We start from the raw sequence: 24,188 nt of genomic DNA on the forward strand, positions 1-24,188 counted from the left end.
ACGGGGCCTCGCAGCGCTGGATGAACTGCGCGGCTTCAAGCGCAAGCTGAGCTACCTGCTCTAGCTGTAGGAGCGGCGCGAGCCGCGACCGCGGGAATGCGGCTACGACGCAGCTTGCGACGTCAGCGTAATGGCGCGGTCGCGGCTTGCGCCGCTCCTACAGGGAGCCATCGCGGTAACGACGCGAATTGGTCGCTCGATCGGAGCGAAAGATATCGGGTTCTGGTGTGCATCGAAAAAATGGATGCGGCGAGAGACGCCCATATCTCACCCAAATCAACGCAACGAATTCCGCCCATCCTGGATCGCCACCACACTCCCATCGTCACGCGCGACATCGTCGTTGAACGCATGCGCCCCGCCGCTAGCCGGTAACACCGTGGCGGCCGTGGTCACCGCCGCTGCTGCCGCCACCGAGACCGCATCGCTCGCCGGCTCGCCCTCATCGAGCACCGCTTTGCGCACCTCGGCGAGCATCGGCAGGATGTTGTAGAAAGCATTGGCGACCGATTTGCGCCCCAGCGCGCTGTAGCGATCGCCCTGGGTCAGCGCGAACCAGGTCGCCGCGTGCAGCGCGTGGATGGCGCGGCGGGTCTGCGGACCGCCCGCGGGGGTGTTGTCGAGGCTCATGGTGCGCTCCTGGATGGCCGCTGAAGTCGCGGAATACAGACTAACCGCGCGCCAGATCAGATCCTGCGACTGGCTGTGTCCGCACGCACGAAAACGCGCACCCACACCGATCCGCGATCGCCGCGGCGGCGCGTGTCATCGTCTGCGAACGGGCAGTGGGAATCTGCGGGCCCGGCGGCGCATGCCGCGCCGCGTTGCGCACAAGGATGCGAACGTCATGACCGATCTGATCGACCAGGCCCAGTTGTTCGAGGCCATCAACCTGGCCCAATCCCTGCAGGCGCGCCAGCAGGCCGCCGAAACGCTGGTGCGGCCGGCGCCGGTCGGGTATTGCCTCAGCCAGACCTGCCTGGAGCCGTTCGACGGCGAGCCCGAGCGCCTGTACTGCGGTCCGGCCTGCGCGCAATCGCATCACCAGCAGATGCAGCGCGACCGGCATCGTCCGCGGCGCGGTTGATGGCGGCGGCAAATACAGCCGCGCGCCGGGCTAGTAGCATGGCGGCATGGTCAAACATGCCGGCTCGGTGTTTTCCGTCGACGTCACCGGTCTGCAGGCGCAGGCCGGGCAGCCGGCGTACGCGCGCATCTGCGAACGCATCCGCGCCGCGATCGTCAGCGGCGCGCTGCCGCCGAACGCGCGCCTGCCGTCGGGTCGCACGCTCGCGCAGGACTTCGGCGTGGCTCGCAACACCGTCGACTGGGCGCTGGATCAACTGGTCGCCGACGGCTACATCGTGCGCCGCCGCGGCGCCGGCAGTTTCGTCGCCGCGCAGTTGCCCGAACGCGACCTGATGCCGTCCGCGCGCGCGGCGCGCGCTGAGGCCGACACCACGCCGCGCCGCCTGTCGCAACGCGCGGATGCGTTGCGCGCGTATCCAGGTCATTACGCATCGGCATCGGCGCGGGCGTTCACCCCGTCGTTGCCGCCGATCGATCTGTTTCCGCGCGAAGTCTGGAATCGACTGCTGCTGCGCGAAGCCGGCAAGGCCGGCGGCGAGTATTGGGAATACGGCGCCAGCAACGGCCTGCGGGCGCTGCGCGGCGCGATCGCCGCGCACGCGTCGGCGATGCGCGCGGTGCGTTGTTCGCCCGAGCAGGTGATCGTGGTCACCAGCACCCAGCAGGCGGTGGAACTCGCCGGCAAGGTGATCGCCGATCCGGGTGATCGCGCCTGGTGCGAAACGCCCGGCTATCAGCCGGTGCAGCACTGCCTGCGCGCGGTCGGTCTGGAGGTGGTGCCGGTGCCGGTCGACGAACACGGACTCGATGTAGAGGCCGGCGTGGCGCGTGCGCCCGATGCGCGCGTCGCCTATGTCACGCCCGCGCATCAGTACCCGCTGGGTTGCGAGATGTCGTTGTCGCGGCGCGAGGCGCTGCTGGCATGGGCGCGGCAACGCGACGCGTATGTGATCGAAGACGATTACGACGGCGACTATCGCTATCAGGGCCGCCCGATCGCGTCGCTGCAGGGCCTGGACGACACCGGCCGGGTGATCTACGTCGGCAGCTTCAACAAGATCCTGTTTCCGGGCCTGCGCATCGCCTATGCGATCGTGCCCGAGCCGCTGGTCGCCGCCTTCGTCGACGCCAAGCACAGCGCCGACGGCCACACCGCGCTGCTGGCGCAGGGCGTGCTCGCCGCGTTCATTCACGAAGGCCATCTCGCCCGCCATCTGCGCAAGACCCGGGCGATCTACGACGAACGACGCCTCGCGTTTCTCGAGCAGGCGCGCGCGCTGGACGACGTGCTGGAATTCGGACCGGCCATCGCCGGCATGCACGTCGCCGCTTGGTTCAAGGGTCCGACGCGCATCGACGATCGCGCCGTTGCCGAGGCCTGCGCGCGCGACGGCGTCGTGGTGCATCCGCTGTCGAAATACGGCCGTTGCGAACAGCCGCCGTACCAATACGGCGGACTGGTGTTCGGCTTCGCCGGCGCGACGCCGGTGCAGTCGCGCTCGGGACTGCAGGTGGTGCGGCGAGCGATTGAAGCGGCCGGCGCCTGAAGCGAAGACGCGGCGATCAGATAGCGATGTCGTGCGCCGCGGCCTGCTGCACGGTCACCCGGTCGCGGCCGCCGGCCTTGCTCGCGTACAGCGCGGCGTCGGCGCGCTCGAGCAGTTGATCGAAGCTTTCGCCTGGCCGCAGCTCGGCCACGCCCAGACTCAGGCTCAGCGGCAGAACCCGCCCGTTGATGCTCGGCGGATTGGCGCTGATGGTGCGGCGCAGGTGCTCGGCCACCACCAGCCCCTGTTCCAGGCGCGTGCCCGGCAGGCCGACCAGGATTTCGTCGCCGCCGTAGCGGCCGCACAGGTCGGTCGCGCGCAAGCGGTTGCGGGTGCGTTCGGCGACCGTGCGCAGCGCTTCGTCGCCGGCGCTGTGGCCGTGCTCGTCGTTGATGCGCTTGAAGTGGTCGATGTCGAAGAACACCACGGTCAGCGGACGCGAGGCGCGATGCGCTTCGGTAATCGCCTGACGCATGCCTTCCTCGATCGCCGCGCGGGTCATCACGCTGGTCAGGCGGTCGTAGGTGGCGCGGTGCTTGGCGCTGTCGTGATCGCGGCGCAGTTGCTGCAGCTTCGCCGCCAGGCCGAGCAACAGGCCCAGGCCGCCGAGCACCAGACCAACCGGATAGGCGTATTCGAGCCAGCCGTACGACGGCCACCAACGCTGATACGCGCCGACCAGCACGATCAACACCGCCATCAGCGGCGTCCATGCCAGCATCAGGAAATAGGCTTCGCGCTGGCGCCGGCCGATCGCGACCGCGCTGGCGTAGACGATCGCGCCGATCACCACCAGCAGCACCACGTTGCCGAACGAGGCGCTGGCCCGCCAGGTGTGGATCATCGACACCAGCAACAGGCCGCCGAGCAGCCAGCTGCAGATGTTGAGCAGCTTCGCCACCGGCGCCTGGGTCGCGCGCAGATCGAGGAAGAACATCAGGAAACGCACGCTGGCCAATACCGCGGCGGTGTTCAGCACGACGTTGGTGCGGCGGTCCGGCATGATGTCGCCGAGCCACGGAATCATCCGCGTCTCGCCGCCCTCCACCGCCAAATTCAAGGTCTGCACCACCAAGGTCAGGCACAGATAGGCGTAGCCGCGTTCCTTCAGACCGATCCAGAAACCGAACGCGAGCAGCGCGATCACCCCGAGCGCGGTCAGCACCACGCTGCGCAGGGCGATGTGGCTCATGTCCTGGCGATGCACCGCGTCCAGCGGCATCACCAGCAAGGTCGACGCGGTGACGTCGGCGGCCGCGGCGCGCAGATAGATCACCTCGCCCTTGTGCAGGCCGCCCTCCAGCGGAAACACCAGGAACCGCGAGGAGTGGCGGAAGTCCGCGGCCTTGCCGTGGATCGAGCGGCGTACCGGCGAGGTCGCGCCCGCGCGCCAGATGCCGACGAACTTGCGGTACGGCTGGGTCAGCACCAATTGCGGCGCGTTGTCGCCGGGCACGTCCTGGGTCGAGACCAGTCGCCACCAATGCCAGTTGCGGTCTAGCACCGCGATCTCGTTGCCCTGCACCGGGACGAAGCGCGCGTCGTAGTCGCCGGCCAGCACGCGCGCGGGCGGCGGATCGGTCGACGGCTCCAGGCGCGACAAGGCGAACGGCTGCGCCGATGCCACCGCCGCGGCCGTGAGACCGAGCAGGATCAGCGCGAGCTGCCAGATGGAGCGCCAGAACCGATGCATTGCCTTGCGAAGACTTCCCCCTAAACCCCGCCGAGCATAGCCCAGGCACCCTCGCCTAGACCTTGCGCCACGGCCCGGCTCGGACCCAGGACTGCGACCTGGATTGCAATCGAGGGCGCCGATCGGGCCGGTTCGCCGGCGTTGCCGCTCAGCGGAGGTAGCGCGCGGCGGTCAATCCGTCCAGGCTGATCTGCGGCGCGCGGCCGCTGATCAGGTCGGCCGTCACCCGTCCGGTGCCGGCGGCCATGGTCCAGCCCAGGGTGCCGTGGCCGGTGGCGAGGTAGAGATTCGAATACGGCGTCTCGCCGAGCACCGGCGTGCCGTCGGGCGTCATCGGCCGCAGCCCGCTCCAGAATTCGGCGCGGCGCGCATCGCCTCCGCGCGGGAACAGATCGGTCAGCACATGCAGCAGGGTGTCGCGGCGCGCGTCGTGCAGGCGGCGGTCGTAACCGGCCAGTTCGGCGGTGCCGCCGACCCGGATGCGGTCGCCCAGGCGGGTCACCGCGACCTTGTGGGTTTCGTCCATGATCGTCGATTCCGGCGCGTGCTGCGGATCGACGATCGGCACGGTGATCGAATACCCCTTGACCGGATACACCGGGATGCGGATGCCGATCGGCGCGAGCAGCAGCGGCGAATGACTGCCCAAGGCGATCAGGCAAGCATCGGCCTTCAGCACGCCGGCATCGGTGTGGACACCCGCGATCGTTCCACCCTCGGCCTGCAACGCCTGGATGTTCACGCCGAAACGGAACTCCACGCCGATCGCTTCGGCCATGCGCGCCAGGGTCTGGGTGAACTTGAAGCAGTCGCCGGTCTCATCGCCAGGCAAGCGCAACGCGCCGACGAACTTGTGCCTGACCTGCGCCAGCGCCGGTTCGTACTGGAGGTAATCGTCGCGGCCGAGCAACTGGAAGGCGACCCCGTACTCGCGCAGGATCTCGATGTCCTTGCCGCTGTCGTCGAGCTGCTTCTGGCTGCGGAACAATTGCAGCGTGCCCTGCTGGCGATCGTCGTAACCGATGCCGGTGTCGGCGCGCAGCTCGCGCAGGCAATCGCGGCTGTACTCGGCCAGTCGTACCATGCGCGCCTTGTTGATGCGGTATCGCGCCTGGGTGCAGTTGCGCAGCATCGCCATGCACCAGCCCAGCATCGCCGGGTCGAGCAGGTCGCGGATCACCAGCGGGCGGTGCCGCATCGCCAGCCATTTGATCGCCTTCAGCGGCACGCCCGGCCCGGCCCAGGGCGCGGCATAGCCCGGCGACACCTCACCGGCGTTGGCGAAACTGGTTTCCATCGCCGGCGCGGCCTGGCGATCGACGACGGTGACCTGATGGCCGGCCCTGGCCAGGTAGTACGCGGCAGTGGTTCCGATCACGCCGCTGCCCAGAACTAGAACCTTGATGGCCGTCTCCTGCTCGTGCCGGTCAGCCGAGTTCCTGCGCGAGTCCGATCAAAATCCCTTCCGGCCCGCGGATGTAACACAGCCGATACACGTCCTTATAGTCGACCACTTCGCCTACCAGCTGCGCGCCGCGCTTATACAAGCGTTCGAGCGTCTCGTTGAGATCGTCCACGGCGAACATGACGCGCAGATAGCCCAGCGCATTGACCGGCGCGGTGCGGTGATCGGCGACCACGGTCGGCCGTAGAAAGCGCGAGAGTTCGAGCCGGCTGTGGCCGTCGGGCGTGCGCATCATCGCGACTTCGACATGCTGATCGCCCAGACCGGTGACACGCCCGGCCCATTCGCCTTCGATCGAGCCGCGCCCTTCGAGTTCGAGGCCGAGTTCGCGAAAGAAATCGACCGTCGCTTCGAGGTCTTCGACGACGATTCCTACGTTGTCCATCCGCTTGAGCGCCATGGTTCCAGTCTCCAGGGTGTCGTTTGCCTGACCAGGGCTTCGCGCCCGCAACACCTGTGGATGATGCCATGTGGATCCGCGCCCGGGGCCAGGCCGGCTTCGCGAAGCGATTACGCGACCGACCTGCCGCCGGCCTGCGAGGGCCGGCGGCAGTCACGCTTGTGTCGGACAGCGACGCCCGCGAGGTTCAAGCCATGCCGAACACCCTATCGCCGCGACCCGGACGATCCGGCCGCGGCGTGCTCAGCGCTTCAAGGCGCCGCGCAGCACAGGCAGTTCTTGCCGTCCGGGGTCAGATCGCCGCCGGGGATACCGCAGCGCGAGCGGCAGGCGATCGTCTGGCAGCGCGCCTTGAGGCCGTCGCCGCTGGACAGATCGTTGGCGAACACCTGGGAAAATCCGAATCCCATGGCGGTCGAGAACAACGCGGCGATCAATACGTTACGAATACGGGTGTTGCGCTTCATCGTCTTTCTCCCTGATGTTCCGCTCCGCCCTTCCAGGACGGACGCGAACGCGATGGTTCGGGCCGGTGGCGGCCCTGCAATCCGGAGCGGCGCGACCGCCTCCGTCCGACAACGGGTCGTCCCTGACCCGTGAAGCGCCCTGCCTTTCAGGGCGACTCCTTGTTCGCGACCCGCGCGGCGCCGCCGCCGGGTCGTTTGGGTTCGTCCAGCGCCGCCAACGCCGCGCGCAGATCCGCGGCCTCGTCGATCACGCCCATGCGCGCGTAACGCACGCGCCCGTCCGCGCCGATCACCAGTAGCAGCGGCACGCTGTGCGCGCGGAACAGCATCGCGGTGCGCACCTCGCTGTTGGCGACGATCGGAAACGCCAGCGCATGCGCGCGTGCGTAGGCGCCCGCGTCGGCGGCGCTCGCGCTGGCCACGCCGATCATTTCGGCGCGCCCCTTCGACGCCGCCGGCGCTTGCGCGGCGATCGCCTTGACCATCGGCAGCGAGGCCAGGCAATGCGGGCAGGTGGTGCTGAAGAAGTACAGCAACTGGTAATCCGCGCGCGGCTCGCCGAGCACCACCGCGCCGCCGTCCAATGCGGTCAGCGCAACCTTCGGCACGTACATGCCGACATAGGGATCGTTGACTCGCTCGACCAGGCCGCGCCGCTCCTGACGCAGCTCGCGCAACTGCCAGGCGAGCGCCAGCACCAGCGCACAGGCCAGCAGCAGGCCCAGCGTCAACGCCAGCGACACGCCGCGCGCGGGTCTCGCCGCGACCGCCGAATCGGCGGCGGCGCCGCGGACGACCGCGGGAATCTGCCGAGGGCCGGACGTGGTCGAACTCATGCCTTCAGCGCCCACGCGCGAACGCCGTCGCCTTGCAGCCGGTGCACGACGCACGCGCGGATCGCGCGACGATGCGCATGTTCGAAACAATCCGATAACACCGAGCGGCCGACCGCAGCCGATGCGTGATCGGGCTTACAACACACGAACGTGATCATTCGACCTCCTTGTCGCGATGGCGCGCCCCGGCGCCGCATGCGGCCGCCGTGTCCCCCACGCCGCGCCCGAGCCAGGACTATGCCGCAGTCGCCACGGTGGCTCGTGCCGGCGGTCACATATCGCGATCGCGCATGCGGTCGCGGTCGTGGCTCGGCCGCGACCTGGGCACGTTCGTTCGCGTGCGCGCGACGCGGCGTCGCGATCGGATCGCGCGGTCCACAGCGTCGAGCAAGCGAAGACGCAATCGCGATGTCGGTTTTTCCGTCCGTGCCGCGAACTCCCCGGGGATGACCGGCGGTGGCGGCCTGCATGCCGGCGCAAACCATGCGCTGCGTCCGCTCCGGTAAGTGACCGCGCCAGCGGCCCGGAAACGCGGCGCGAGCAGCGGCGGGGAAGCGTGATCGACCCGGCAAACGCACGTCGGCGAGGCCGCTAGTCTCGGCCGATATCCCTTCGCGCTCACGGCACCGGACATGGTCGACATCCATCACGCAGGGCCGTACTTCGCGATGATGCTGGCGGCGCTCGCATTCGCTTCGCTGCCGCTGTTCCGCGGCGCCGACCCCGACGGGCCGCAGCCGGACAAGCGCACCGACACCCTCGACGGTTTGCGCGGGTTCCTGGCCCTGAGCGTGTTCGCGGCGCATACGGTCGTGCATTACGAATACCTTCGCAGCGGCGTGTGGAAACCGTCGAGCGCGCAGTTCTACAACGTCGCCGGGCTGTTGGGCGTGTGTGTGTTCTTCATGGTCACCGGCTTCCTGTTCTGGACCAAGCTGCTCAAGGCCGGCGGCCGTCCGGGCTGGCGGGCGCTGTATATCGGCCGGGTGTTCCGGCTGGGACCGGTGTATCTGGTGGTGGTGCTGACGATGATCGGCGTGGTCGCCTATCGCACCGACTTCCGCTTGCAGGTGCCGGCATCGGAAGCGATCGCGTCGACCTTGGCCTGGCTCGCGCTCGGCATCGTGCCGCCACCGCCGACGATCAACGGCTATGCCGATACCGGCACCATCCTCGCCGGGGTGACCTGGACCTTGTTCTTCGAATGGCTGTTCTATTTCTCGTTACCGCTGCTGGCGGTGTTCGTGCGTCGCGGCCGGCATCTGGCGTTCACCGGCGCATTGGTCGCGGTCTGCCTGCTGACCATCGTCGCGGCGACCTGGAACGGCGGTTTCGAAGCGGGGGTCAAACCGCGTCCGGTGTTGATGCTGGCGGTGCTGGCCGAGTTGGTCCTGCTGTTCGCCTCGGGCATGTTCGTCGCCTCGCTGCTGCATGCCGGCATCGGCGAACGTCTGCGCCTGCAGCGGCGCCGCTGGGCGGTGCTGGCCTTGCTGTGCCTGGCGCTGGTGTTCGCCGCGATGCTCGACCTGCGCAACCTCGGGATGCTGCCGTTGCTCGCGCTGTGCCCGCTGGCCGCGACCTTCCTGTGGATCGTGTGCGCGGGCAATCGCTTGTTCGGGGTATTGGCGTGGCCGGCGTCGCGGCGATTGAGCGGGCTGAGTTACGGCATCTATCTGGGCCAGGGACTGGCGCTGCTGGCGGTGTTCGCGATCCCCGGCGTCAAGACGTATGCAATGAGCGGAACGCTGGCGTTCTGGCTGGTCAACACCGTCTGCGCGCTGGTGCTGGTGACCGGCGCGCTGGCGGTCCATCTATGGATCGAAGAACCGGGCATCCGCATGGGCAGGCGCTGGGCGCAGCGGCTGCGCGCGCGCTCCGATGCGTTGGTGCCGCTGGCCTCGACCGGCTAGCCGCGCGCGCGCCGGCATCGGCGAAGACGCGATCGCCGTACAACGTTCGAACGCGACCGCGGCGGCCACCGGCGATGTGCAACTCGGCACACACGACATAAATGGCTCACCTGAAACCGAAGCGGTATGCTGCGCCCTCCCGACCGGCGCCGCCTCGATGACCGCCGCTGCTCCACCCGACATCACTCAGCTGTTGCAAAACTGGCGCGCGGGCGATTCCGACGCCGAAACGCAATTGCTCGAACAGATCTACCCGGTGCTGCGCCGTCTGGCCCAGCAGCGCCTGACCCGCAGCGGGCAGCTGACCCTGGTCGCCACCGAACTGGCGAACGATGCCTATTTCAAGTTGGTCGAGCAGCGCGAAGCGCAGTTCCAGAACCGCGTGCATTTCTATGCGATCGCCGCGCACGTGATCCGCCGGCTGCTGGTCGATCACCTGCGCGAGCGCTCCGCGCTCAAGCGCGGCGGCGATGTCCTGCGCGTCACCCTGCAGGCCGGGCAGGAGGTCGCCGCGGTCACTCCCGATCTGGCCGACGCGCTCGACCTCGATCGCCTGCTCGAACGCCTGGAACGCATCAATGCGCGCGCCGCCAAGGGCGTGGAGCTGCGTTTCTTCGGCGGCCTGACCATCGAAGAGACCGCCGAAGCCATCGGCGTCTCGCTGCCGACCGCCAAGCGCGACTGGCAGTTCGCCCGCGCCTGGCTGCACGGCCAACTGTCCCCGCCGACTTCCTGATCCCAGGCCGTTCGCCATGCAGACTTCCACTTCGATCTGGTCGCAGGCCGCCGATGTGTTCGTGCGCGCGCTGGATCTGGATCCGGAGCGGCGCGGCGCTTTCATCGACGAGCAATGCGCGGGGCAAACCGATCCGGACGCGTTGCGCGAAGCGGTGCAGCGGCTGATCGACGCGCACCACAGCCTGGACGAATCGGCCGAGGCGGGAGCGTCCGACGCCTGGCAGGACGCGGCCGCCGCGGCCGCCGCGCAATGGATCGAGCACGACGCCGAACAGCTCGAACCGGGCAGCCGCGCCGGGCCGTTCGTGATCGAACGCGAGCTCGGGGTCGGCGGCATGGGCCGGGTGTATCTGGCGCGGCGCGGAATCGACGAAGGCGAACAGCGCGTGGCGCTCAAGGTCGCCGCGTTCCATCGCCTGGCGCCGCAGGTGCGTCAGCGCCTGCGCCGCGAACGGCAATTGCTGGCGACGTTGGAGCATCCCAACATCGCGCGGCTGATCGATGCCGGCGAGCTACCGCCGGACCGGCCCTACTTCGCCATGGAGTACGTCGACGGCGAACCGATCGTGCAGCATTGCGACCGCCTCGAACTGCCGCTGCGCGCGCGCATCGAACTGGTGGTGCAGGTGCTGTCGGCGGTGGAGTACGCGCATCAACGGCTGGTGCTGCATCGCGATATCAAGGCCGGCAACGTGCTGGTCGACCGCGACGGCCGGCCCAAGCTGCTCGACTTCGGCATCGCCAAGGCGCTGACAGGAGTCGACGCGCCGGTCAGCATGGCCACCGCCGACGCGCAGGCGTTCTTCTCGCCCGCCAGCGCCGCGCCGGAGCAGGTACTCGGCGCCGCCACCGATGTCGCCACCGACGTCTACGCGCTCGGCGCGCTGATGTACGAACTGTTCGCCGGCGAATTGCCGCTGACCCTGGAAGACGCCAACCCGGCGCTGATGGCGCACGCGATCGTGCACACCGTGCCGGCCCTGCCGAGTCGCGCAGTCGCGCGGCTCGACAAGCAGTCGCCCGAACGCGCCGCGCAGATCGCGCGCCACCGTCGCAGCGCCAGCGCGCAGGCGCTGGTGCGGCAATTGCAGGGCGACCTGGATGCGATCGTTGCGCGCTGCCTGCGCAAGGAACCCGAGCAACGCTACGCCAGCGTAGAGCGTCTCGCCGCCGACCTGCGTGCGGTGCTGGAATCGCGGCCGATCGCCGCGCGCCGCACCGAGTCGCTGTATCGGCTGGGCAAATTCGCGCGCCGCCACGTCGCCGCGCTGACCCTGGCCGCGATCGCCTGCGCGCTGACCATCGGCTTCGTCACCAGCACCGTGCTGCAGTCGCGACAACTCGCGATCGCGCGCGATCGCGCCGAGGCGCGGCGCGCCCAGGCCGAAGACGTCACTCAATTCATGATCGACCTGTTCCGCGCCTCCGACCCGGCCCAGGCGCGCGGACGCGATCCGGGCGCGCGCGAGTTATTGGCGCGCGGCTCGCAGCGGCTGCAGGCGATCGACGATCCTGAAACCCATGCCGCATTGGCCGCGACCATCGCCGACATCGACCTGTCGCTGGGCGACTACGATGGCGCCGAGCGGCATTCGGCCGAAGCGCTGCGGCTGCTGCAAGGTCTGCCGCACGCGGACCCGACCGACTTGCGCGCGGTCTATCGCTTGCGCGCGCGCGTGGCCATGGCCCGCGCCGACTACCCGCGCGCGCGCGGCCATCTCGAACAAGCGCTGCGCGCGCTGCCCGACGATGCCAGCAGCGACAGCGCAGCGATCGTCGACGAGCGCCTGTTGCTGCGACGCCTGCAGGCCGAACTGGAGCAGGCGCAAGGTCGCCTGGATATCGCGCTGCGTTTGTGGGAATCGGTGGACGCCGACTATCAGCGCCGTTACGGCAACCGCGACCTGCGCAGCATCGAAACCCGCCACGGCTGGGTCAGCGCCTTGCGCGCATCGGGCCAGCAACCGCGCGCGGCGCTGCTGCTGGCGCAATTGCCGGCGCTGGACGCGAACGCGCAACCCGACACCCCGGAGGCGGGCGAATCGCTTTACAACCAGGCGCGGCAGAAACGCGAACAGGGCGATTACCCCGCGGCCGAACGCCTGGCCCAGGAATCGTTGCGGGTCGATCTCAAGCTGTACGGCGAACGCCACAGCCGCACGGCTTCCTCGCTCAACCTGCTCGGCACGATCGCCCAGGCGCGCGGCGACTACGCCGCCACCGCGGCTTATTTCGAGCGCTCGCTGCAGATCAAGCGCGAGGTCAAGGGCGAGCAGCACCCGCACGTGGCCGCGGCCGAATACAACCTCGGCCTGCTGCAGCACATGTATCTGCGCGATCCGGTCGGCGGCGAACGCCATCTGCGCAAGGCGGTGGAGATCGCCACCGTCGCCACGCCGGAACACATGAACCTGGCGATGTACCGGCTGGCCTGGGCGATGGCGCTGCACGATCTGGGCCGCGACGCGCAGGCGCGCGCGGTGCTGGCACCTGCGATCGAGCGATTCAGGCCGATCCCCGGGCATGCCGCGAACCTGGCGCTGGCGCAGGCCGAAACGCTGTGCCTGGGCGATCTGCCGACGCCGGCGAACGCAGCGCGCGAACTGGCCGACGCGCTGGCGGTGATCCGTATCGATTTCGCCGCCGACAACCCGCGTGTGCTGCGCCTGCAAGCCTGCCAGAACCGCCTGGGCGCGCTCGCCAGAAAGTGAGCGCGCCGCAGGCGCATCGGGCGATCAGCGCGACCAGTCGAGATTGATCGAGGTCGCGCGCGGCGGCGACTTATTGCAACTGGGGCACGGTCGGATCCGGCGGCGGTATCGGCTGGTCCAGCGGATTGATCGGCGCCGGCACCGGAGCCGACCAGTAGTGATCGAACGCAGTCGGCCAACCGATGCTCACCTCGGTACCGCTCTGCGTCGGCACGCCGAGCAGGAGCGCATTACGCAACCGCACCGGCCGCCAGCTCGCCGACGGCAGCGGGAAACGCACTTCGCGTAATTGATCGCCGGCCCACACGCCGACCACGACCGCGCCGGGAACCCACTTCAGATACGCCGGCTGGCCTGTCACCTCAGGGCCGTCCAGGACGATGCTGCGGTGATCGAGCCATTCCGGTTCCAGCAACGACGCGGTGGCGTACGACCAGTCCGTGGTGGGCGACTTCAGCCAGTCGAGCATCAAGGTGATCTCTCCCTCCTTGCGCCGCAGCGATATCACCAGCATGCGTTCGACCCCGTACTTGTCGGTCGGCCGGAACGACCACTCGATCATCCGCGCCTCGGACGCCTGCGACGTGTCCGCGCCCAGCTTGAAATTATCGATGTGCCAGCCGATTTCCACCTCGTTGGACGGGTTGCGCAGACGGTTCAGCAGGGCGTCGCTGAAGCCGATCTCGCGAATGCGGCCGCGGGCTTCGATCGGCACCGTATCGAACATGCTGAGGGTGTAGACCAGATTGACTTCGCACGAACCGGTACCCGGGCCGTTGCCCGAATCCCAATTACTTCCCGGCGGCTTCGGGTCGCCACCGCCGCGGTCGTCGCAGAATTCTTCGCCCGCCCAGGCGGGTCCGACCGCCAGCGATACGGCAATGGCGAGCAGTCCTAGCATCTTCTTCATGGGAGCCTACTTGTCATGTTGAATAAAGTGAGAAAGAGCCACGCGCCGCGACGGCGATCCTTGCGACACCGCGACGCGCAACCTGGAACCACCCGATCCGCCCGGCGCGGACCGACCACCACCCCGGCACCCGGTCGCCGTGCCGGCCGACCGATGCGCGTCCGACCCGCGGCCGCCGTTGCTTGTCAGGCGCAACGGGTCCGTGGGCAGGTCGCTCGATCGGCACCGACCGGGCGAAGCCGGATCGGCCCGGAGCCTCGGCGACGCCGAGCGTCCTGTGACGATAAACACGTAATCGACGTGAGGAACGGCTCATTGCGTATCAGCATCGCTTCGATACCGCTCCGCCCTCGCCGCTAACGCGCGCGGCCGCCCGTCCCCCTACGCGATGACGCGCGCCCGCCGTCAGATCGGTCCACGTTGCCGAGCCGTTCGCCGTCGCGCAGCCCTCGCCCCAGCCGCGCGATCCCGCCCGACGCCCGAACCCCGTCTGCCCGCAAACCCATGCCGCGCAAGGCCTTCATAATTCTTCACCCAGGTTTCAGGCACTTCATCCGGCGCTCGTTCGCAATCGGGTTTCCTCATCGCTCGGAACCTCGACCATGCGTCCACGCCTCAACTGCCTGACCCTCCCGTTGCTCGCCCTGCTCGCCGCCGCTCCCGCCATGGCCGGTGCCTATCAACCGCCGCAGGCACGCGACGACGGCTGGGCGGTCGCCGACGCCGCCGGCCAGGGCTGGCAGGTCGAACGCTTCGGCGAACTCGAAGCCGCCATCGCCAAGGGCAGCTTCCCCGACGTCACCAGCATCGTCGTGGCCAAGGACGGCAAGCTGGTCTACGAGGCCTACTTCAACAAGGGCGGTGTCGACGTCCTCAACGACGTGCGCTCGGCGACCAAGAGCGTCACCTCGCTACTGGTCGGCGCGGCCATCGACCGCGGCCTGATCCCCGGCGCCCAGGCCGGCGTGTACGGCTTCTTCGCCGACAAGCGCCCGTGGTCGAACCCCGATCCGCGCAAGGACAAGTTCACCCTCGAAGACCTGCTGACCATGAGCTCGCTGTGGGACTGCGATGACGACAACCCGTTCTCCGACGGCAACGAAGAACGCATGTACGTGCGCGAGGACTGGACCGCGTTCGTCCTGGGACTGCCGATCAAGGGCTTCGCGCCGTGGATGACGCGGCCGGAGAAAAGTCCGCACGGCCGTTCGTTCTCGTACTGCACCGCCGGCAGCTTCCTGCTCGGCGCGGTGGTCGAACGCGCGAGCGGACAGCCGTTGGAAAAATTCGCCGCGCAGACCCTGGAACAGCCGCTGGGCATCAGCCGTTCGCAATGGAACCGCGCGCCCGAAGGCGTCGGCATGGGCGGCGGCGGCACCCGCTATCGCAGCCGCGACCTGGCCAAGCTCGGACAGATGGTCGCCGACGGCGGACGCTGGCAGGGCAAAACGGTGATTTCGAAAGCCTGGATCGACGCCGCGCTGAGCGTGCATGCGCAGGCGCGCGACGACGCCGACTACGGCTATCAGTTCTGGCGCTTCCGCTTTCCGCTGCACGGCAAGCAGACCGGGGTCTGGGCGATGTCGGGCAACGGCGGCAACTACGTGTTCATCCTGCCCGAGCAACGCCTGGTCGCGGTGCTGACCCGGACCGCGTTCAATCAGCGCAACGCCCATCCGCAATCGCAGCAGTTGTTCGCCGACTACCTGCTCAAGGCGATGCCGTAAGCCGCGCCAGCAACTCGCGCGGGACCTGGCGGTTTTGATCGGCCACGCGCTGATGGATGAGGTCGAGCGAACGCGCGAACTCCGGATGCGCGGCCAGGGATCGGAACAGCGGCGAGGCGCCGAGGTAATCGGCGTCGCGATAGCCTTCGTCGACCGCGCGCTGCACGTCGCGCAACGCGGCGGCGGAGTCGCCGCTGCCGGCGTGCAGCAAGGCCACTTCCAGCCAATCGGAGGGATAGCCCGCGCCTTGTTGCAGGTAACGGCTCGACTCGCTGGCGCGCTCGCGCAGGGCCGCGGGCGCGAACGGCGAGCCGTACAGATCGACCAGCGTCCGCGGCAGGCTCGCCTGCGGCCGCAACGCGGCGGCGCGCGCGAACGCCGCGGCCGCGTCCTTGCGATCGCCGCGCGCCAACGCCAACTCGCCGGCCAGCAGATGCAGGTCGGCGTGTTCGGTGCCGCGCTGCAAGGCCTGGTCCAGCGCGCCCCGCGCTTCGGTCAGGCGGCCGTGGCGGAACAGGAACTGCGGCCAGGCAATATTGGAAAACACGTTGTCCGGGTACAGCCGGAAACTTTCGCGATAACGCGCCTGAGCCGCCTGCGGATAGCCGAGCAGATCCAGATTGCTGGCGATCTGCAATTGCAGAAAACGCACGCGCGCCGGATCGCCGTGCAATGAGGTGTTGGCGATCAATGCATCGGCCAGCCGGCCCTTGCGGTCGTACAGATATGCGGCCGACGCGCGCGTGGCGTCGTTGCCCGGGTCCAGACGCAATGCCTGTTCGTAACCGGCCAGCGCGTCGTTGAGGCGCCCGCGGCAATCGTGCGAATACCCCAGCGCGGCGTGGCCGGCGGCATTGTCCGGATCGGCGGCGATCGCGGCCTGGGCCAGGGTCTGCGCGCGCACCGCCCATTCGGGCGCGAAATTGAACAGGCATACGCGCGCACTGTAGGCGCGGCTCAGTCCGACCTGAGCGGCGCGGTCGCGTGGCGTTTCCTGCAAGGCCTGCTGATACAGCGCGATCGCGCGTTCGTTGTTGTCGCGCTGGCCGAGGCTGGCGTAGTACTCGGCGCGCTGGGTCAGGCTCTGCGGCGCGGCGGCGGCGGGCACGACAGGCGCGTTGGAACGGCCGCGCCATACGCCGAAGCCGATCGCCGCGATCGACAACAGCGCGAGCGCGGCGATCCACGGCGCGAATCGGCGCATCGTCGATGGCGACGACGACAACGGTTTTGCAGGCATCGTCGCCGGCGCGGCCACCGCCTCGTCCGCATCGCGCAACCGCTCGGGCCGCACGCACAACTGATAACCGCGCCCACGCACCGAACGCAGATAGCGCGGATCGCGGCCGTCGTCGCCCATCGCCTGACGCAACAGCTTGACCCGCTGAGTCACGGTTTCCTCGTTGACCACCGCCGGCGCCCAGACCTGTTCGATCAGTTCGTCGAACCCCACCACGCGATCGCCCTGCGCGATCAGATACGCCAGCAATTGAAAGCTCAGCCCCGAGACCTTGAGCGCCACGCCGTCGCGTTCCACCCGCTGTCCCGCCGTGTCGACAACCAGGTCGACCAGGGCGTAGCGGCCGGCAACGGGCGCGGAAGGAGCGGCATCGGCCATGCGGGTCGTCGCTGCGTAGGGAACCCGAGTTTATCAGTCCGGCTCCGATTGCCCGCGCGCGCGTCAGCGCGGGCAGTCGCATATCCATCGCCGCGCCGTGTCGGGTTTTGCCCGCCCGGTACGAACTGGGTCATGTGCGGCGACGCGGTGATCGCGTAACGCACAGGCGTGTCGGACCGCGGCCCGGTCGATCACCCGGGTCCGGCTGCAGACCAGAGCCGGATCGGCCTCCGGTCCGCACCCAGGACATTCACCGGCGTACATCCGTTCGCCGCCACTCATGGAGAGAACCGCATGAAAAAACCCTACAGAACCTTGATTCTCGCGATCGCGGCGACGGCGTTGTCGGCGGGTATCGCGTTCAACCTCTCGGCTCAGCCGGGCGCTTATGTCGAGATACGGACCTACCGCGACACCGGCGGCACGGTGCATGGCGTGCGCTACATCAGCCACGGCTGCGCCGACCCGCAGCCCGCGGACTGGGGTCGGGCCATCGGCCTGTTCACCTCGCAGCAGAGCATGTGTTTCGCCCTGCCGACGCCGGGCGGCGGGTTGTGATCCATCGGCCGTGACCGTGGACTTGTGAGCCACGGTCGAGGCCATGGCGTCGCGGGACGGGTCCCCAACACCCGTCCCGTTACGTTGCGGCGATGCGCGGTCTCGACATGGATCGCCAGCCATCGCCGCCGCGCTGCAAGCGACGCGACGCTAGTTGGCGTGCTCGCGCATGCGCCGCCCTCAGCGCCGCTTGCGCAGCAACTGCGCGAGCAAGGTCAGCACCGCGAACACCAGGATCACGACCACGCCCGGGTACAGCATCGACAACTGCGTCGCCGGCGCGATCGCCGCGGTGACTACCGCCAGGCCGCAGGCGCCGCCCACCTGCAACGAACTGTTGAGCAACCCGGCCGCGAGCCCTTGCTCCTCGTCGTCGACGCCGTTGGTGCCGGCGACCATCAAGGCCGAAATGCTCAGCGCGAACCCCACGCCCCACAGCACCGAGGCAGGCAGCAGCACCGTCCACAAGTCCGGCTGCGGGCCGATGCGCAGCATCAGCAGATAGCACGGCACGAACGCGAGCAAGCCGACCAGCAACACCTTGTCGACCCCGAAGCGGCTGATCGCCGCGCCGAGTTTCGGCCCGAGGATCACCACCATCAATCCCGCCGGCAGCAACACCAGCGCCATCTGCCACGGCTGCCAGCCGTGCAGGTTCTGCAGGTACAAGGCGATCAGGAATTGAAAGCCCATCGCGCCGCCGTACAACAACGCGGCGCTGAGGTTAGCGGCGACCAGGCCGCGATTGCGGAAGATGCCGAGCCGGATCAGCGGATGCGTGGACTTGCGCTCGATCCGATAGAAGCCGAGCAGCAACAGCGCCGATACCGCGAAGCCGGCGATCGTGCGCGCCGCGACCCAACCCACTTGCTCGGCCGACACTAGGGTGAACACCAGCAACAACATGCCGCCGACCAGGGTCAGTGCGCCGGCGATGTCGAGCCGCACCGGCTCGCTGCGCGGCGGATCCGGCGGCAGGAAGCGCAGCGCGGCCAACAACAGCAACACCGCGACCGGAATCGGCAAAATAAAGATGTAGCGCCAGTCCAGCGCCGCGAGCAGGCCGCCGATCAACAAGCCGCTGGAATAACCCGACGCCTCGAACAGATTGAAGATGCCGAACGCCTTGTTGCGATGCGGGCCTTCGGCGAAGGTGGTGGTCAACAGCGACATCGCCGCCGGCCCGGTGAAGCCCGCGGCCATGCCTTTGACGAAGCGCGAGACGATCAACAAGCCGGCATCGCTGGCGAACGCGCCGAGCACCGACACCAGCGCGAACACCGCCAGGCCGATCACCAGCACCCGCCGCCGTCCGAACAGATCGGCGCAGCGCCCGCCCAGCAACAGGAACCCACCGAAAGCCAGGATGTAAGCGCTGACGAACCATTGCGCGGTGGCCGCGCTGATCGCGAATTCGCGCTGGATCTCCGGGATCGCCACCGCGATCATCGAGATATCCAGACCGTCGAGCAGGATCACGCCGCTGAAGATCAGCAAGGCGATCCACGAACGCGCTGGCCAACACACGCGATCGTCGCGCGGCGCCGATGCCGTTGCGGATGTGGATGTGGATGTGGATGCGGCCGCGATCGCAGACGCGGCCGCGGCCGCGGGCAAAGCAACGCCGTCCCGCGGCGTTTCGCCCGGGTTCAAGCCAACCGACATGACGCACTCCAATGTTTTCGTTGCCGCGATCATCGCCGCTTGTAGGCGCGCGCAAAAACGAGTAATTCTCAGCGCATCATCAAATGTGGCTTGAAGATCGATGAATCGCATGCTGCCCGGCACCCGGGCGCTCAGGACCTTCGAAGCGGCCGCGCGCCATCTCAACTTCACCCGCGCCGCCGATGAAGTCGGCCTGACCCCGGCGGCAGTCAGCTACCAGATCAAGGAAATCGAAGAGCAACTGGGCATCGTGCTGTTCGTCCGCACCAGCCGCAGCATCCAGTTGACCGCCGCCGGCGCGGTGCTGCTTGAAGCGACGGTCGATGCTCTGGGTACCTTGCAGCGCGCCGTCGGCCGCGCGCGCAGTCTGGAGCGCGGCTCGACTCAGCTGCGCGTGTCGCTCAGCGCCGGATTCGCCAGCAACTGGCTGTTGCCGCGCATGTCCCGGTTCAACGCCGTCTATCCACAGCTGCAACTGAGCTTCGACATCAGCGACGAGTTGCGCGACTTCGAAACCGACGACATCGACGTGGCGATCCGCTTCGGCACCGGCGATTACCCGCGGGCGCGATCGCATCGTCTGTTCGACACGGTCGTGGTCGCGGTGTGCAGCCCGGCGCTGCTGGCGAACGGGACCGCGTTGAACGAGCCGCGCGACCTGTTGCAGCACACCTTGTGCTATGTCGACTGGAAGACCGAGCGCATGGTCTGGCCGAACTGGCGCATGTGGATGGCCGCGGCCGGTGTCGGCGATTTCGACGACAGCCGCTGCGTCGCCTTCGCCGATTCGGGTTATGTGGTGCAGACGGTGGTCGACAGCGGCGCGATCGGCCTGGTCGATCTGGCGCTGATCGGCAACGACCTCGCCCAGGGCCGGCTGGTGCGCTTGTTCGACATCGGCGTCGAGGTGGCGCCGGACTACGCCTACCACCTGGTCTATCCGGAAAGCGGCGACGACGATCCGCGCATCCGCGCGTTTACTGAGTGGATGCTCGATCAGGCCGGACAAGACATCCAGCGCTGACGATCGATTACCAGATCAGATCGTCCGGCACCTGGAACTTGGCGTAGAACGCATCGTCGTCGCTGGCCTCGGCTTGCGCCGCCGGCGCGGACGCGGCGTGGTCGAGCACGATCATCGACGGATCGCGCGCCATGACTTTTTCCGCCGCGGCGCGCGGCAGCAGCTCGTAGCCGTCTTCGTGGCGCGCGATCACCAGGGCGCCGCTCGCCAGCTGCGCGCGCAAGGCCGGATTGATCCACACGCTCTTGATCGCCGCGCCATCGGTGAAGCGGTAACTGATCTCGCCTTCGCGCTTGACCTTGTTCGCTTCGACGATCTGGCGGATCTGCGCGCGCAACTCGTGCGCGCGCGCCTGCGCATTGCGTTCGGCGGCCAGGGCGCGATCGCGCTCGGCCCGTTCCGCGCGCGCGCGCTCGGCCTCGACCTGCTCGGCGCTGGGCGCGGCCGGCGCCTTGCCGTGGCGCTGCTTGGTCTGCTCGCGCGCGACCTGGGCGACCTGGGACTTCTTCACCAGGCCGGCTTTGAGCAATTGATCTTGCAGGGGATTTCGCATGCTCACGAGTCTAGTACGCGCGGCCGCCGGCCGGAAGCGGGCAAACCCCCGCCCCGCACGGCACGCGCGATCCGTCCCGGCGGATTGACCCGCCCTCGCGCCCCGGACTGTAATGAATCCTCCGAGGAGGCCGTCCCCATGCCCGCTTACGCCGTCACGCCCCGGCTCGCCCAGTTCGAAGGCGAACACCTGCCCGGCAACAGCGTGTGGCGGACCAGCCACGTGCATTACCTCAGCGACGCCGAACTGCCGCCGTATCGGATCGCTATCCGCGACGGCCTGCTGTACCGCGCCGACGGCAGCCTGTTCGACACCGCCGACTCGCACACCCACTGGAGCGGCCAGGGCCGCGCGATCTTCGTCATGCACGGCGACGGCGCGATCTATTCGGCGAAGGAACACTTGGTGGGCCGTTTCCATCATTCCAGCCTCGGCCAAGGCAAGCCGGTCGCCGGCGCAGGCGAACTGGAAGCGCGCGATGGCGTGCTGACCGCGATCACCGATCACAGCAGCCACTATTGCCCGCCGCGTCGCTACACCGAACAAGTGTTGAGCGAACTGGCGCGCGGCGGCGTGGACCTGACCCGGGTGACCCGGGAATTGCGCTACTGACCGCCGCCGCCCGCGCCAACGCGCGTCGCCATCGCCGCGGCCGGTTCGTCCATCAAATTGCGTAATCCCCGTTGCTTACCGCTGCAGCAAGGACGCATCTCGCGGGTCATCACAGGGGACGCTGCACGCATGAACATCCTTTCGTCCGACGCCATCGCGTCCGGCGCCGATCCCGACTGGGACGCATTGATCGACAACCCCTACGACATCGGGCGGCTCGACCGCCTGGTGCGCGCGGACCGCTGGTGGGTGGTCACCGGCATGCGGGTCAACCTCGGCGAAGCGGTGACCCGCGCGCAGGATCGCGGCCGCGCCGAGCAGGCATTCGGCGTAGACAAGCTACTGATCTTCGCCGACACCGTCGACGCACGGCACACGCCCGAGGCGCCGCTGCTGTGCGGCGAATTCAGCCGACTGATCGTGATCGCCCGTCATCTGGACACCAACGAAAAGCTGCAACTGGAAAAACGCGGCTGGGAGGTCGAGTTCTATCTCGGTTTCTACGTGTGCGGTTTCAGTCCAGTGTTGAAGACCAAGACCTTGCTGCGCTGGATGTTCTGGAGCGAACCCGGCGGCGCCCGTCACGACATCCGCACCACCCACGCCCTGCCCGATCCGTTGACCCGCACCCAGCTGATGGTCACCACGATGGGGCTGCACGATCCATTGCCGTTCACCGAGCATCCGTTGTTGCTGGCGCTGCTGCCGCTGGACGCCTGCACGCCGCTGCTCGAACGCATGCTGTTCGCCGCGCAGCAACTGGCCGCCGAAGGCAAGGGCGAGCTGGCGGTGGAACTGCTCGCGCGGCTGGAGCAATTGCTGGATCGCTCGCCGGACCGTCCGGCCTGGCAGACCGTCGCGCTGGGCTGCCGCACCACCCAGGAACTGCTGCGGCCGGTGCGCTTCGACCCGGGCCAGGTGCCGTACCTGAGCGCGGCGTTCTATGGCGAACTGGCGAAGGAACACATCCCCACGTTGCAGGCCTACGCCGGCACCTTCGCCCGCCTGAGCGATCGCGGCTACGACCTGGATGCGCGCAAGAAAGCCGCGCGGCTGGTGCTCGGCGAAAAGGACGATCAGGGCGCGTTCCAGAAGCTGGTCGCCGAGCAACTGGCGGAGAACTTCCGCATCGCCACCGCCAACGTCACCCGCGCGCAGAATTCGATCGGCCCGCAGAGCGATCAGGTCAAGCGCGCGGAAGCCGGGTTCAAGGCCGGGCTCGCGGCCTGGGAGGAGGCCAAGAAGCGCGAGATGGCGATGGCCATCGTCGGCAGCGTGTTCTCGTTCGTGTCCGGCGTCGCCTCGATGTTTTCCGGCAACGCGTCGGGCGCGGCCGGCGCGGCCAAGGCCGCGGCCGATGTGGCGAGCACCGCGGCCAAGCTGGCCGAGATCATGAGCAAGCTGGTCCAGGTCGGCAAGGCGATCGAGAAGATCGTGCGCCTGTGCCTGGATATCGTCGCGGCGACCGACAAGCTCGACAACGCCAAGAACTTCGCCGACTCGATGGCCGCGATCACCCGCGACTCGCTGTCCGACGGCGCCAAGGGCGCGCCCTCGGCCAACGCCTATTGGGACCAGTTGTGGGTGGAGATCGAAACCCAGCTGGCGCCCGCGATCGATCAGAAGATCGACGGCGCGAACGAGTATCTGAAGGAACTCAAGATCCTGGTGATCTATGGCCGCGCGTTGACCGCCGCGCAGATCGCGTTGCTGCCGTTGATCCAGGAAATGGCGCGGGCGAAATTGCAGGCCGAAATCGCGCGCCGTCAGCACGATGCGGTGCTAGCCGAGATCAATGCGCTGACCGCGCAGAAAACCTTGTCCGGCCAGGCGATGGTGGTGCTGTGGGGCAACTACCGCAAGATGCAGCGTTCGATGCTGGTGACGCTGCAGCAGTTCGATGCCGCGTACCGCTATTGGGCCTTGACCGACGAACGCGCGCCGCGCGACAACCTGCGCGGCATCGCCGACCTCGCCGGCGATCTGGCCGAGATCGCCGACCTCAAGAAGATGCAGGGCCGCGCGCTCGACAGCTTCCGTCCGCCGCCGCAGCCGTTCGTGCAGATCAAGCACGTCGTGGCAGCCACGGCGCGCGACGCCTTGCTCAAGGGCGAGCGGATCACGATCGCGCTGACACCCGGCAACGGGCCGTTGTCGGGCTGGGGCCGGGTCAGCCGCGCCCGCGTCGGCGAGGTCTTCGTCTGGGTGGAGTGGGTTGAAGGCAAGCGCCCGAAGAGCGGCGCGGTCGAATTCACCGTGCGCACCAGCGGCGTGTACGACGACACCCGATTGATCGACGCGCAGTCGAAGCTGTTCCACTTCCAGGGCGCGCCGGTCGATCTGACCTTCCGCTACGACCTCGCCGCCAGCCCGCACGACCAGCCCAGCTGCATCCGCGCGCGCGCCGCGATCGCCGAGGATTTCCGAACTTCGTACTCCGAGCCGACCCTGTCCACCGACTGGATCCTCTCCTCGCCGAAAGTCTCCTCCGGCGACGGCGAAACCGTCGACCTGACTCAGCTGAAATCGGCGATCGCCGGCATCCGCCTGGAGTTTTCCGGTAGCTACATCAAGGACCCGGAACGGATGTTCTGATGACGTTGCGCGCGGTGCCTGCGCGCGCAGGCGTCGCGGCAATTCGTCGACACTCGTCGGCAAGACCAGT

General features: G+C 68.2%; 20 protein-coding genes. 10 read left to right on the forward strand and 10 right to left on the reverse strand.

Annotated elements, in window-relative coordinates:
• Positions 1–276: 276 nt before the first annotated feature.
• Positions 277–630, reverse strand: coding sequence for a hypothetical protein (locus tag ASD86_RS02915; RefSeq protein WP_056106623.1), 354 nt, complete (start codon positions 628–630; stop codon positions 277–279).
• A 217-nt stretch (positions 631–847) separates the two neighbouring features.
• Here ASD86_RS02915 and ASD86_RS02920 point away from each other — a divergent pair, with 217 nt between their 5' ends.
• Both ASD86_RS02920 and ASD86_RS02925 read left to right on the forward strand, forming a co-directional pair.
• The gene (locus ASD86_RS02920) at positions 848–1,087 is read left to right on the forward strand and encodes a hypothetical protein (protein WP_157476051.1); all 240 of its coding nucleotides are present in this window, start codon (positions 848–850) and stop codon (positions 1,085–1,087) included.
• Between the two features lie 46 nt (positions 1,088–1,133).
• Positions 1,134–2,636, forward strand: a complete 1,503-nt coding sequence (locus ASD86_RS02925) for a PLP-dependent aminotransferase family protein (protein ID WP_056106627.1) — start codon at positions 1,134–1,136, stop codon at positions 2,634–2,636.
• A 16-nt stretch (positions 2,637–2,652) separates the two neighbouring features.
• On the opposite strand, the gene ASD86_RS02930 is transcribed toward ASD86_RS02925, so the two are convergent.
• The 5 genes from ASD86_RS02930 to ASD86_RS02950 form a co-directional block, all read right to left on the reverse strand.
• A complete protein-coding gene (locus tag ASD86_RS02930; RefSeq protein WP_056106629.1) occupies positions 2,653–4,329 on the reverse strand; it encodes a diguanylate cyclase in 1,677 nt (558 codons plus the stop codon).
• Positions 4,330–4,477: 148 nt separating this feature from the next.
• A complete protein-coding gene (locus ASD86_RS02935) occupies positions 4,478–5,734 on the reverse strand; it encodes a D-amino acid dehydrogenase (RefSeq protein WP_056106631.1) in 1,257 nt (418 codons plus the stop codon).
• 22 nt (positions 5,735–5,756) lie between these two features.
• Positions 5,757–6,179: a VOC family protein gene (locus ASD86_RS02940; protein WP_235567642.1), complete on the reverse strand. Its 423-nt coding sequence runs from the start codon at positions 6,177–6,179 to the stop codon at positions 5,757–5,759.
• 266 nt (positions 6,180–6,445) lie between these two features.
• Positions 6,446–6,661, reverse strand: a complete 216-nt coding sequence (locus tag ASD86_RS02945) for a hypothetical protein (protein ID WP_036106020.1) — start codon at positions 6,659–6,661, stop codon at positions 6,446–6,448.
• A gap of 146 nt (positions 6,662–6,807) precedes the next feature.
• Positions 6,808–7,497: a TlpA disulfide reductase family protein gene (locus ASD86_RS02950; RefSeq protein WP_056106634.1), complete on the reverse strand. Its 690-nt coding sequence runs from the start codon at positions 7,495–7,497 to the stop codon at positions 6,808–6,810.
• Positions 7,498–8,129: 632 nt separating this feature from the next.
• Between ASD86_RS02950 and ASD86_RS02955 the strand changes: the two genes are divergently transcribed.
• From ASD86_RS02955 to ASD86_RS02965, 3 genes are all read left to right on the forward strand, one after another.
• Complete coding sequence (locus tag ASD86_RS02955) at positions 8,130–9,407, forward strand: acyltransferase (protein ID WP_056106636.1); 1,278 nt, start codon at positions 8,130–8,132, stop codon at positions 9,405–9,407.
• Between the two features lie 157 nt (positions 9,408–9,564).
• A complete protein-coding gene (locus tag ASD86_RS02960) occupies positions 9,565–10,143 on the forward strand; it encodes an ECF-type sigma factor (RefSeq protein ID WP_162253598.1) in 579 nt (192 codons plus the stop codon).
• 16 nt (positions 10,144–10,159) lie between these two features.
• Complete coding sequence (locus ASD86_RS02965) at positions 10,160–12,856, forward strand: protein kinase (RefSeq protein ID WP_056106640.1); 2,697 nt, start codon at positions 10,160–10,162, stop codon at positions 12,854–12,856.
• A gap of 70 nt (positions 12,857–12,926) precedes the next feature.
• Here the strand turns inward: ASD86_RS02965 and ASD86_RS02970 are convergent, their stop codons facing one another.
• On the reverse strand, positions 12,927–13,766 hold the full coding sequence (locus ASD86_RS02970; protein ID WP_056106642.1) for a hypothetical protein: 840 nt from the start codon (positions 13,764–13,766) through the stop codon (positions 12,927–12,929).
• 602 nt (positions 13,767–14,368) lie between these two features.
• Between ASD86_RS02970 and ASD86_RS02975 the strand changes: the two genes are divergently transcribed.
• Positions 14,369–15,493 carry a serine hydrolase gene (locus ASD86_RS02975; RefSeq protein ID WP_056106644.1) on the forward strand — a complete coding sequence of 375 codons (1,125 nt, stop codon included), beginning with the start codon at positions 14,369–14,371 and terminating at the stop codon, positions 15,491–15,493.
• Here the strand turns inward: ASD86_RS02975 and ASD86_RS02980 are convergent.
• Positions 15,477–17,111: a winged helix-turn-helix transcriptional regulator gene (locus ASD86_RS02980; RefSeq protein ID WP_056106649.1), complete on the reverse strand. Its 1,635-nt coding sequence runs from the start codon at positions 17,109–17,111 to the stop codon at positions 15,477–15,479. The genes ASD86_RS02975 and ASD86_RS02980 overlap by 17 nt on opposite strands.
• Positions 17,112–17,405: 294 nt before the next feature.
• Here ASD86_RS02980 and ASD86_RS02985 point away from each other — a divergent pair, with 294 nt between their 5' ends.
• Positions 17,406–17,669: a hypothetical protein gene (locus ASD86_RS02985; protein WP_056106650.1), complete on the forward strand. Its 264-nt coding sequence runs from the start codon at positions 17,406–17,408 to the stop codon at positions 17,667–17,669.
• A 180-nt stretch (positions 17,670–17,849) separates the two neighbouring features.
• On the opposite strand, the gene ASD86_RS02990 is transcribed toward ASD86_RS02985, so the two are convergent.
• Positions 17,850–19,334 carry an MFS transporter gene (locus ASD86_RS02990; RefSeq protein ID WP_082577996.1) on the reverse strand — a complete coding sequence of 495 codons (1,485 nt, stop codon included), beginning with the start codon at positions 19,332–19,334 and terminating at the stop codon, positions 17,850–17,852.
• Between the two features lie 100 nt (positions 19,335–19,434).
• Between ASD86_RS02990 and ASD86_RS02995 the strand changes: the two genes are divergently transcribed.
• A complete protein-coding gene (locus tag ASD86_RS02995; RefSeq protein ID WP_056106653.1) occupies positions 19,435–20,358 on the forward strand; it encodes a LysR substrate-binding domain-containing protein in 924 nt (307 codons plus the stop codon).
• A gap of 7 nt (positions 20,359–20,365) precedes the next feature.
• Here ASD86_RS02995 and ASD86_RS03000 read toward each other — a convergent pair whose 3' ends face one another.
• Entirely contained in the window at positions 20,366–20,911 is a 546-nt protein-coding gene (locus ASD86_RS03000; protein ID WP_056106655.1) for a DUF2058 domain-containing protein, read from the reverse strand.
• 138 nt (positions 20,912–21,049) lie between these two features.
• Here ASD86_RS03000 and ASD86_RS03005 point away from each other — a divergent pair, with 138 nt between their 5' ends.
• Together ASD86_RS03005 and ASD86_RS03010 are read left to right on the forward strand one after the other, a co-directional pair.
• Positions 21,050–21,523, forward strand: coding sequence for a hypothetical protein (locus tag ASD86_RS03005; RefSeq protein ID WP_056106657.1), 474 nt, complete (start codon positions 21,050–21,052; stop codon positions 21,521–21,523).
• A 129-nt stretch (positions 21,524–21,652) separates the two neighbouring features.
• Positions 21,653–24,118, forward strand: a complete 2,466-nt coding sequence (locus ASD86_RS03010) for a hypothetical protein (RefSeq protein ID WP_056106659.1) — start codon at positions 21,653–21,655, stop codon at positions 24,116–24,118.
• Positions 24,119–24,188 lie beyond the last annotated feature (70 nt).

The sequence above is a fragment of the Lysobacter sp. Root690 genome (assembly GCF_001427785.1).
Taxonomy (GTDB): Bacteria; Pseudomonadota; Gammaproteobacteria; order Xanthomonadales; family Xanthomonadaceae; genus Lysobacter.

Bases quoted from the DNA above. Each gene is read 5' to 3' on its own strand.
- ASD86_RS02915 (WP_056106623.1), bottom strand. From the start codon at position 630: ATGAGCCTCGACAACACCCCCGCGGGCGGTCCGCAGACCCGCCGCGCC.
- ASD86_RS02920 (WP_157476051.1), top strand. From the start codon at position 848: ATGACCGATCTGATCGACCAGGCCCAGTTGTTCGAGGCCATCAACCTG.
- ASD86_RS02925 (WP_056106627.1), top strand. From the start codon at position 1,134: ATGGTCAAACATGCCGGCTCGGTGTTTTCCGTCGACGTCACCGGTCTG.
- ASD86_RS02930 (WP_056106629.1), bottom strand. From the start codon at position 4,329: ATGCATCGGTTCTGGCGCTCCATCTGGCAGCTCGCGCTGATCCTGCTC.
- ASD86_RS02940 (WP_235567642.1), bottom strand. From the start codon at position 6,179: ATGGACAACGTAGGAATCGTCGTCGAAGACCTCGAAGCGACGGTCGAT.
- ASD86_RS02945 (WP_036106020.1), bottom strand. From the start codon at position 6,661: ATGAAGCGCAACACCCGTATTCGTAACGTATTGATCGCCGCGTTGTTC.
- ASD86_RS02950 (WP_056106634.1), bottom strand. From the start codon at position 7,497: ATGAGTTCGACCACGTCCGGCCCTCGGCAGATTCCCGCGGTCGTCCGC.
- ASD86_RS02955 (WP_056106636.1), top strand. From the start codon at position 8,130: ATGGTCGACATCCATCACGCAGGGCCGTACTTCGCGATGATGCTGGCG.
- ASD86_RS02960 (WP_162253598.1), top strand. From the start codon at position 9,565: ATGACCGCCGCTGCTCCACCCGACATCACTCAGCTGTTGCAAAACTGG.
- ASD86_RS02965 (WP_056106640.1), top strand. From the start codon at position 10,160: ATGCAGACTTCCACTTCGATCTGGTCGCAGGCCGCCGATGTGTTCGTG.
- ASD86_RS02970 (WP_056106642.1), bottom strand. From the start codon at position 13,766: ATGAAGAAGATGCTAGGACTGCTCGCCATTGCCGTATCGCTGGCGGTC.
- ASD86_RS02975 (WP_056106644.1), top strand. From the start codon at position 14,369: ATGCGTCCACGCCTCAACTGCCTGACCCTCCCGTTGCTCGCCCTGCTC.
- ASD86_RS02980 (WP_056106649.1), bottom strand. From the start codon at position 17,111: ATGGCCGATGCCGCTCCTTCCGCGCCCGTTGCCGGCCGCTACGCCCTG.
- ASD86_RS02985 (WP_056106650.1), top strand. From the start codon at position 17,406: ATGAAAAAACCCTACAGAACCTTGATTCTCGCGATCGCGGCGACGGCG.
- ASD86_RS02990 (WP_082577996.1), bottom strand. From the start codon at position 19,334: ATGTCGGTTGGCTTGAACCCGGGCGAAACGCCGCGGGACGGCGTTGCT.
- ASD86_RS02995 (WP_056106653.1), top strand. From the start codon at position 19,435: ATGAATCGCATGCTGCCCGGCACCCGGGCGCTCAGGACCTTCGAAGCG.
- ASD86_RS03000 (WP_056106655.1), bottom strand. From the start codon at position 20,911: ATGCGAAATCCCCTGCAAGATCAATTGCTCAAAGCCGGCCTGGTGAAG.
- ASD86_RS03005 (WP_056106657.1), top strand. From the start codon at position 21,050: ATGCCCGCTTACGCCGTCACGCCCCGGCTCGCCCAGTTCGAAGGCGAA.
- ASD86_RS03010 (WP_056106659.1), top strand. From the start codon at position 21,653: ATGAACATCCTTTCGTCCGACGCCATCGCGTCCGGCGCCGATCCCGAC.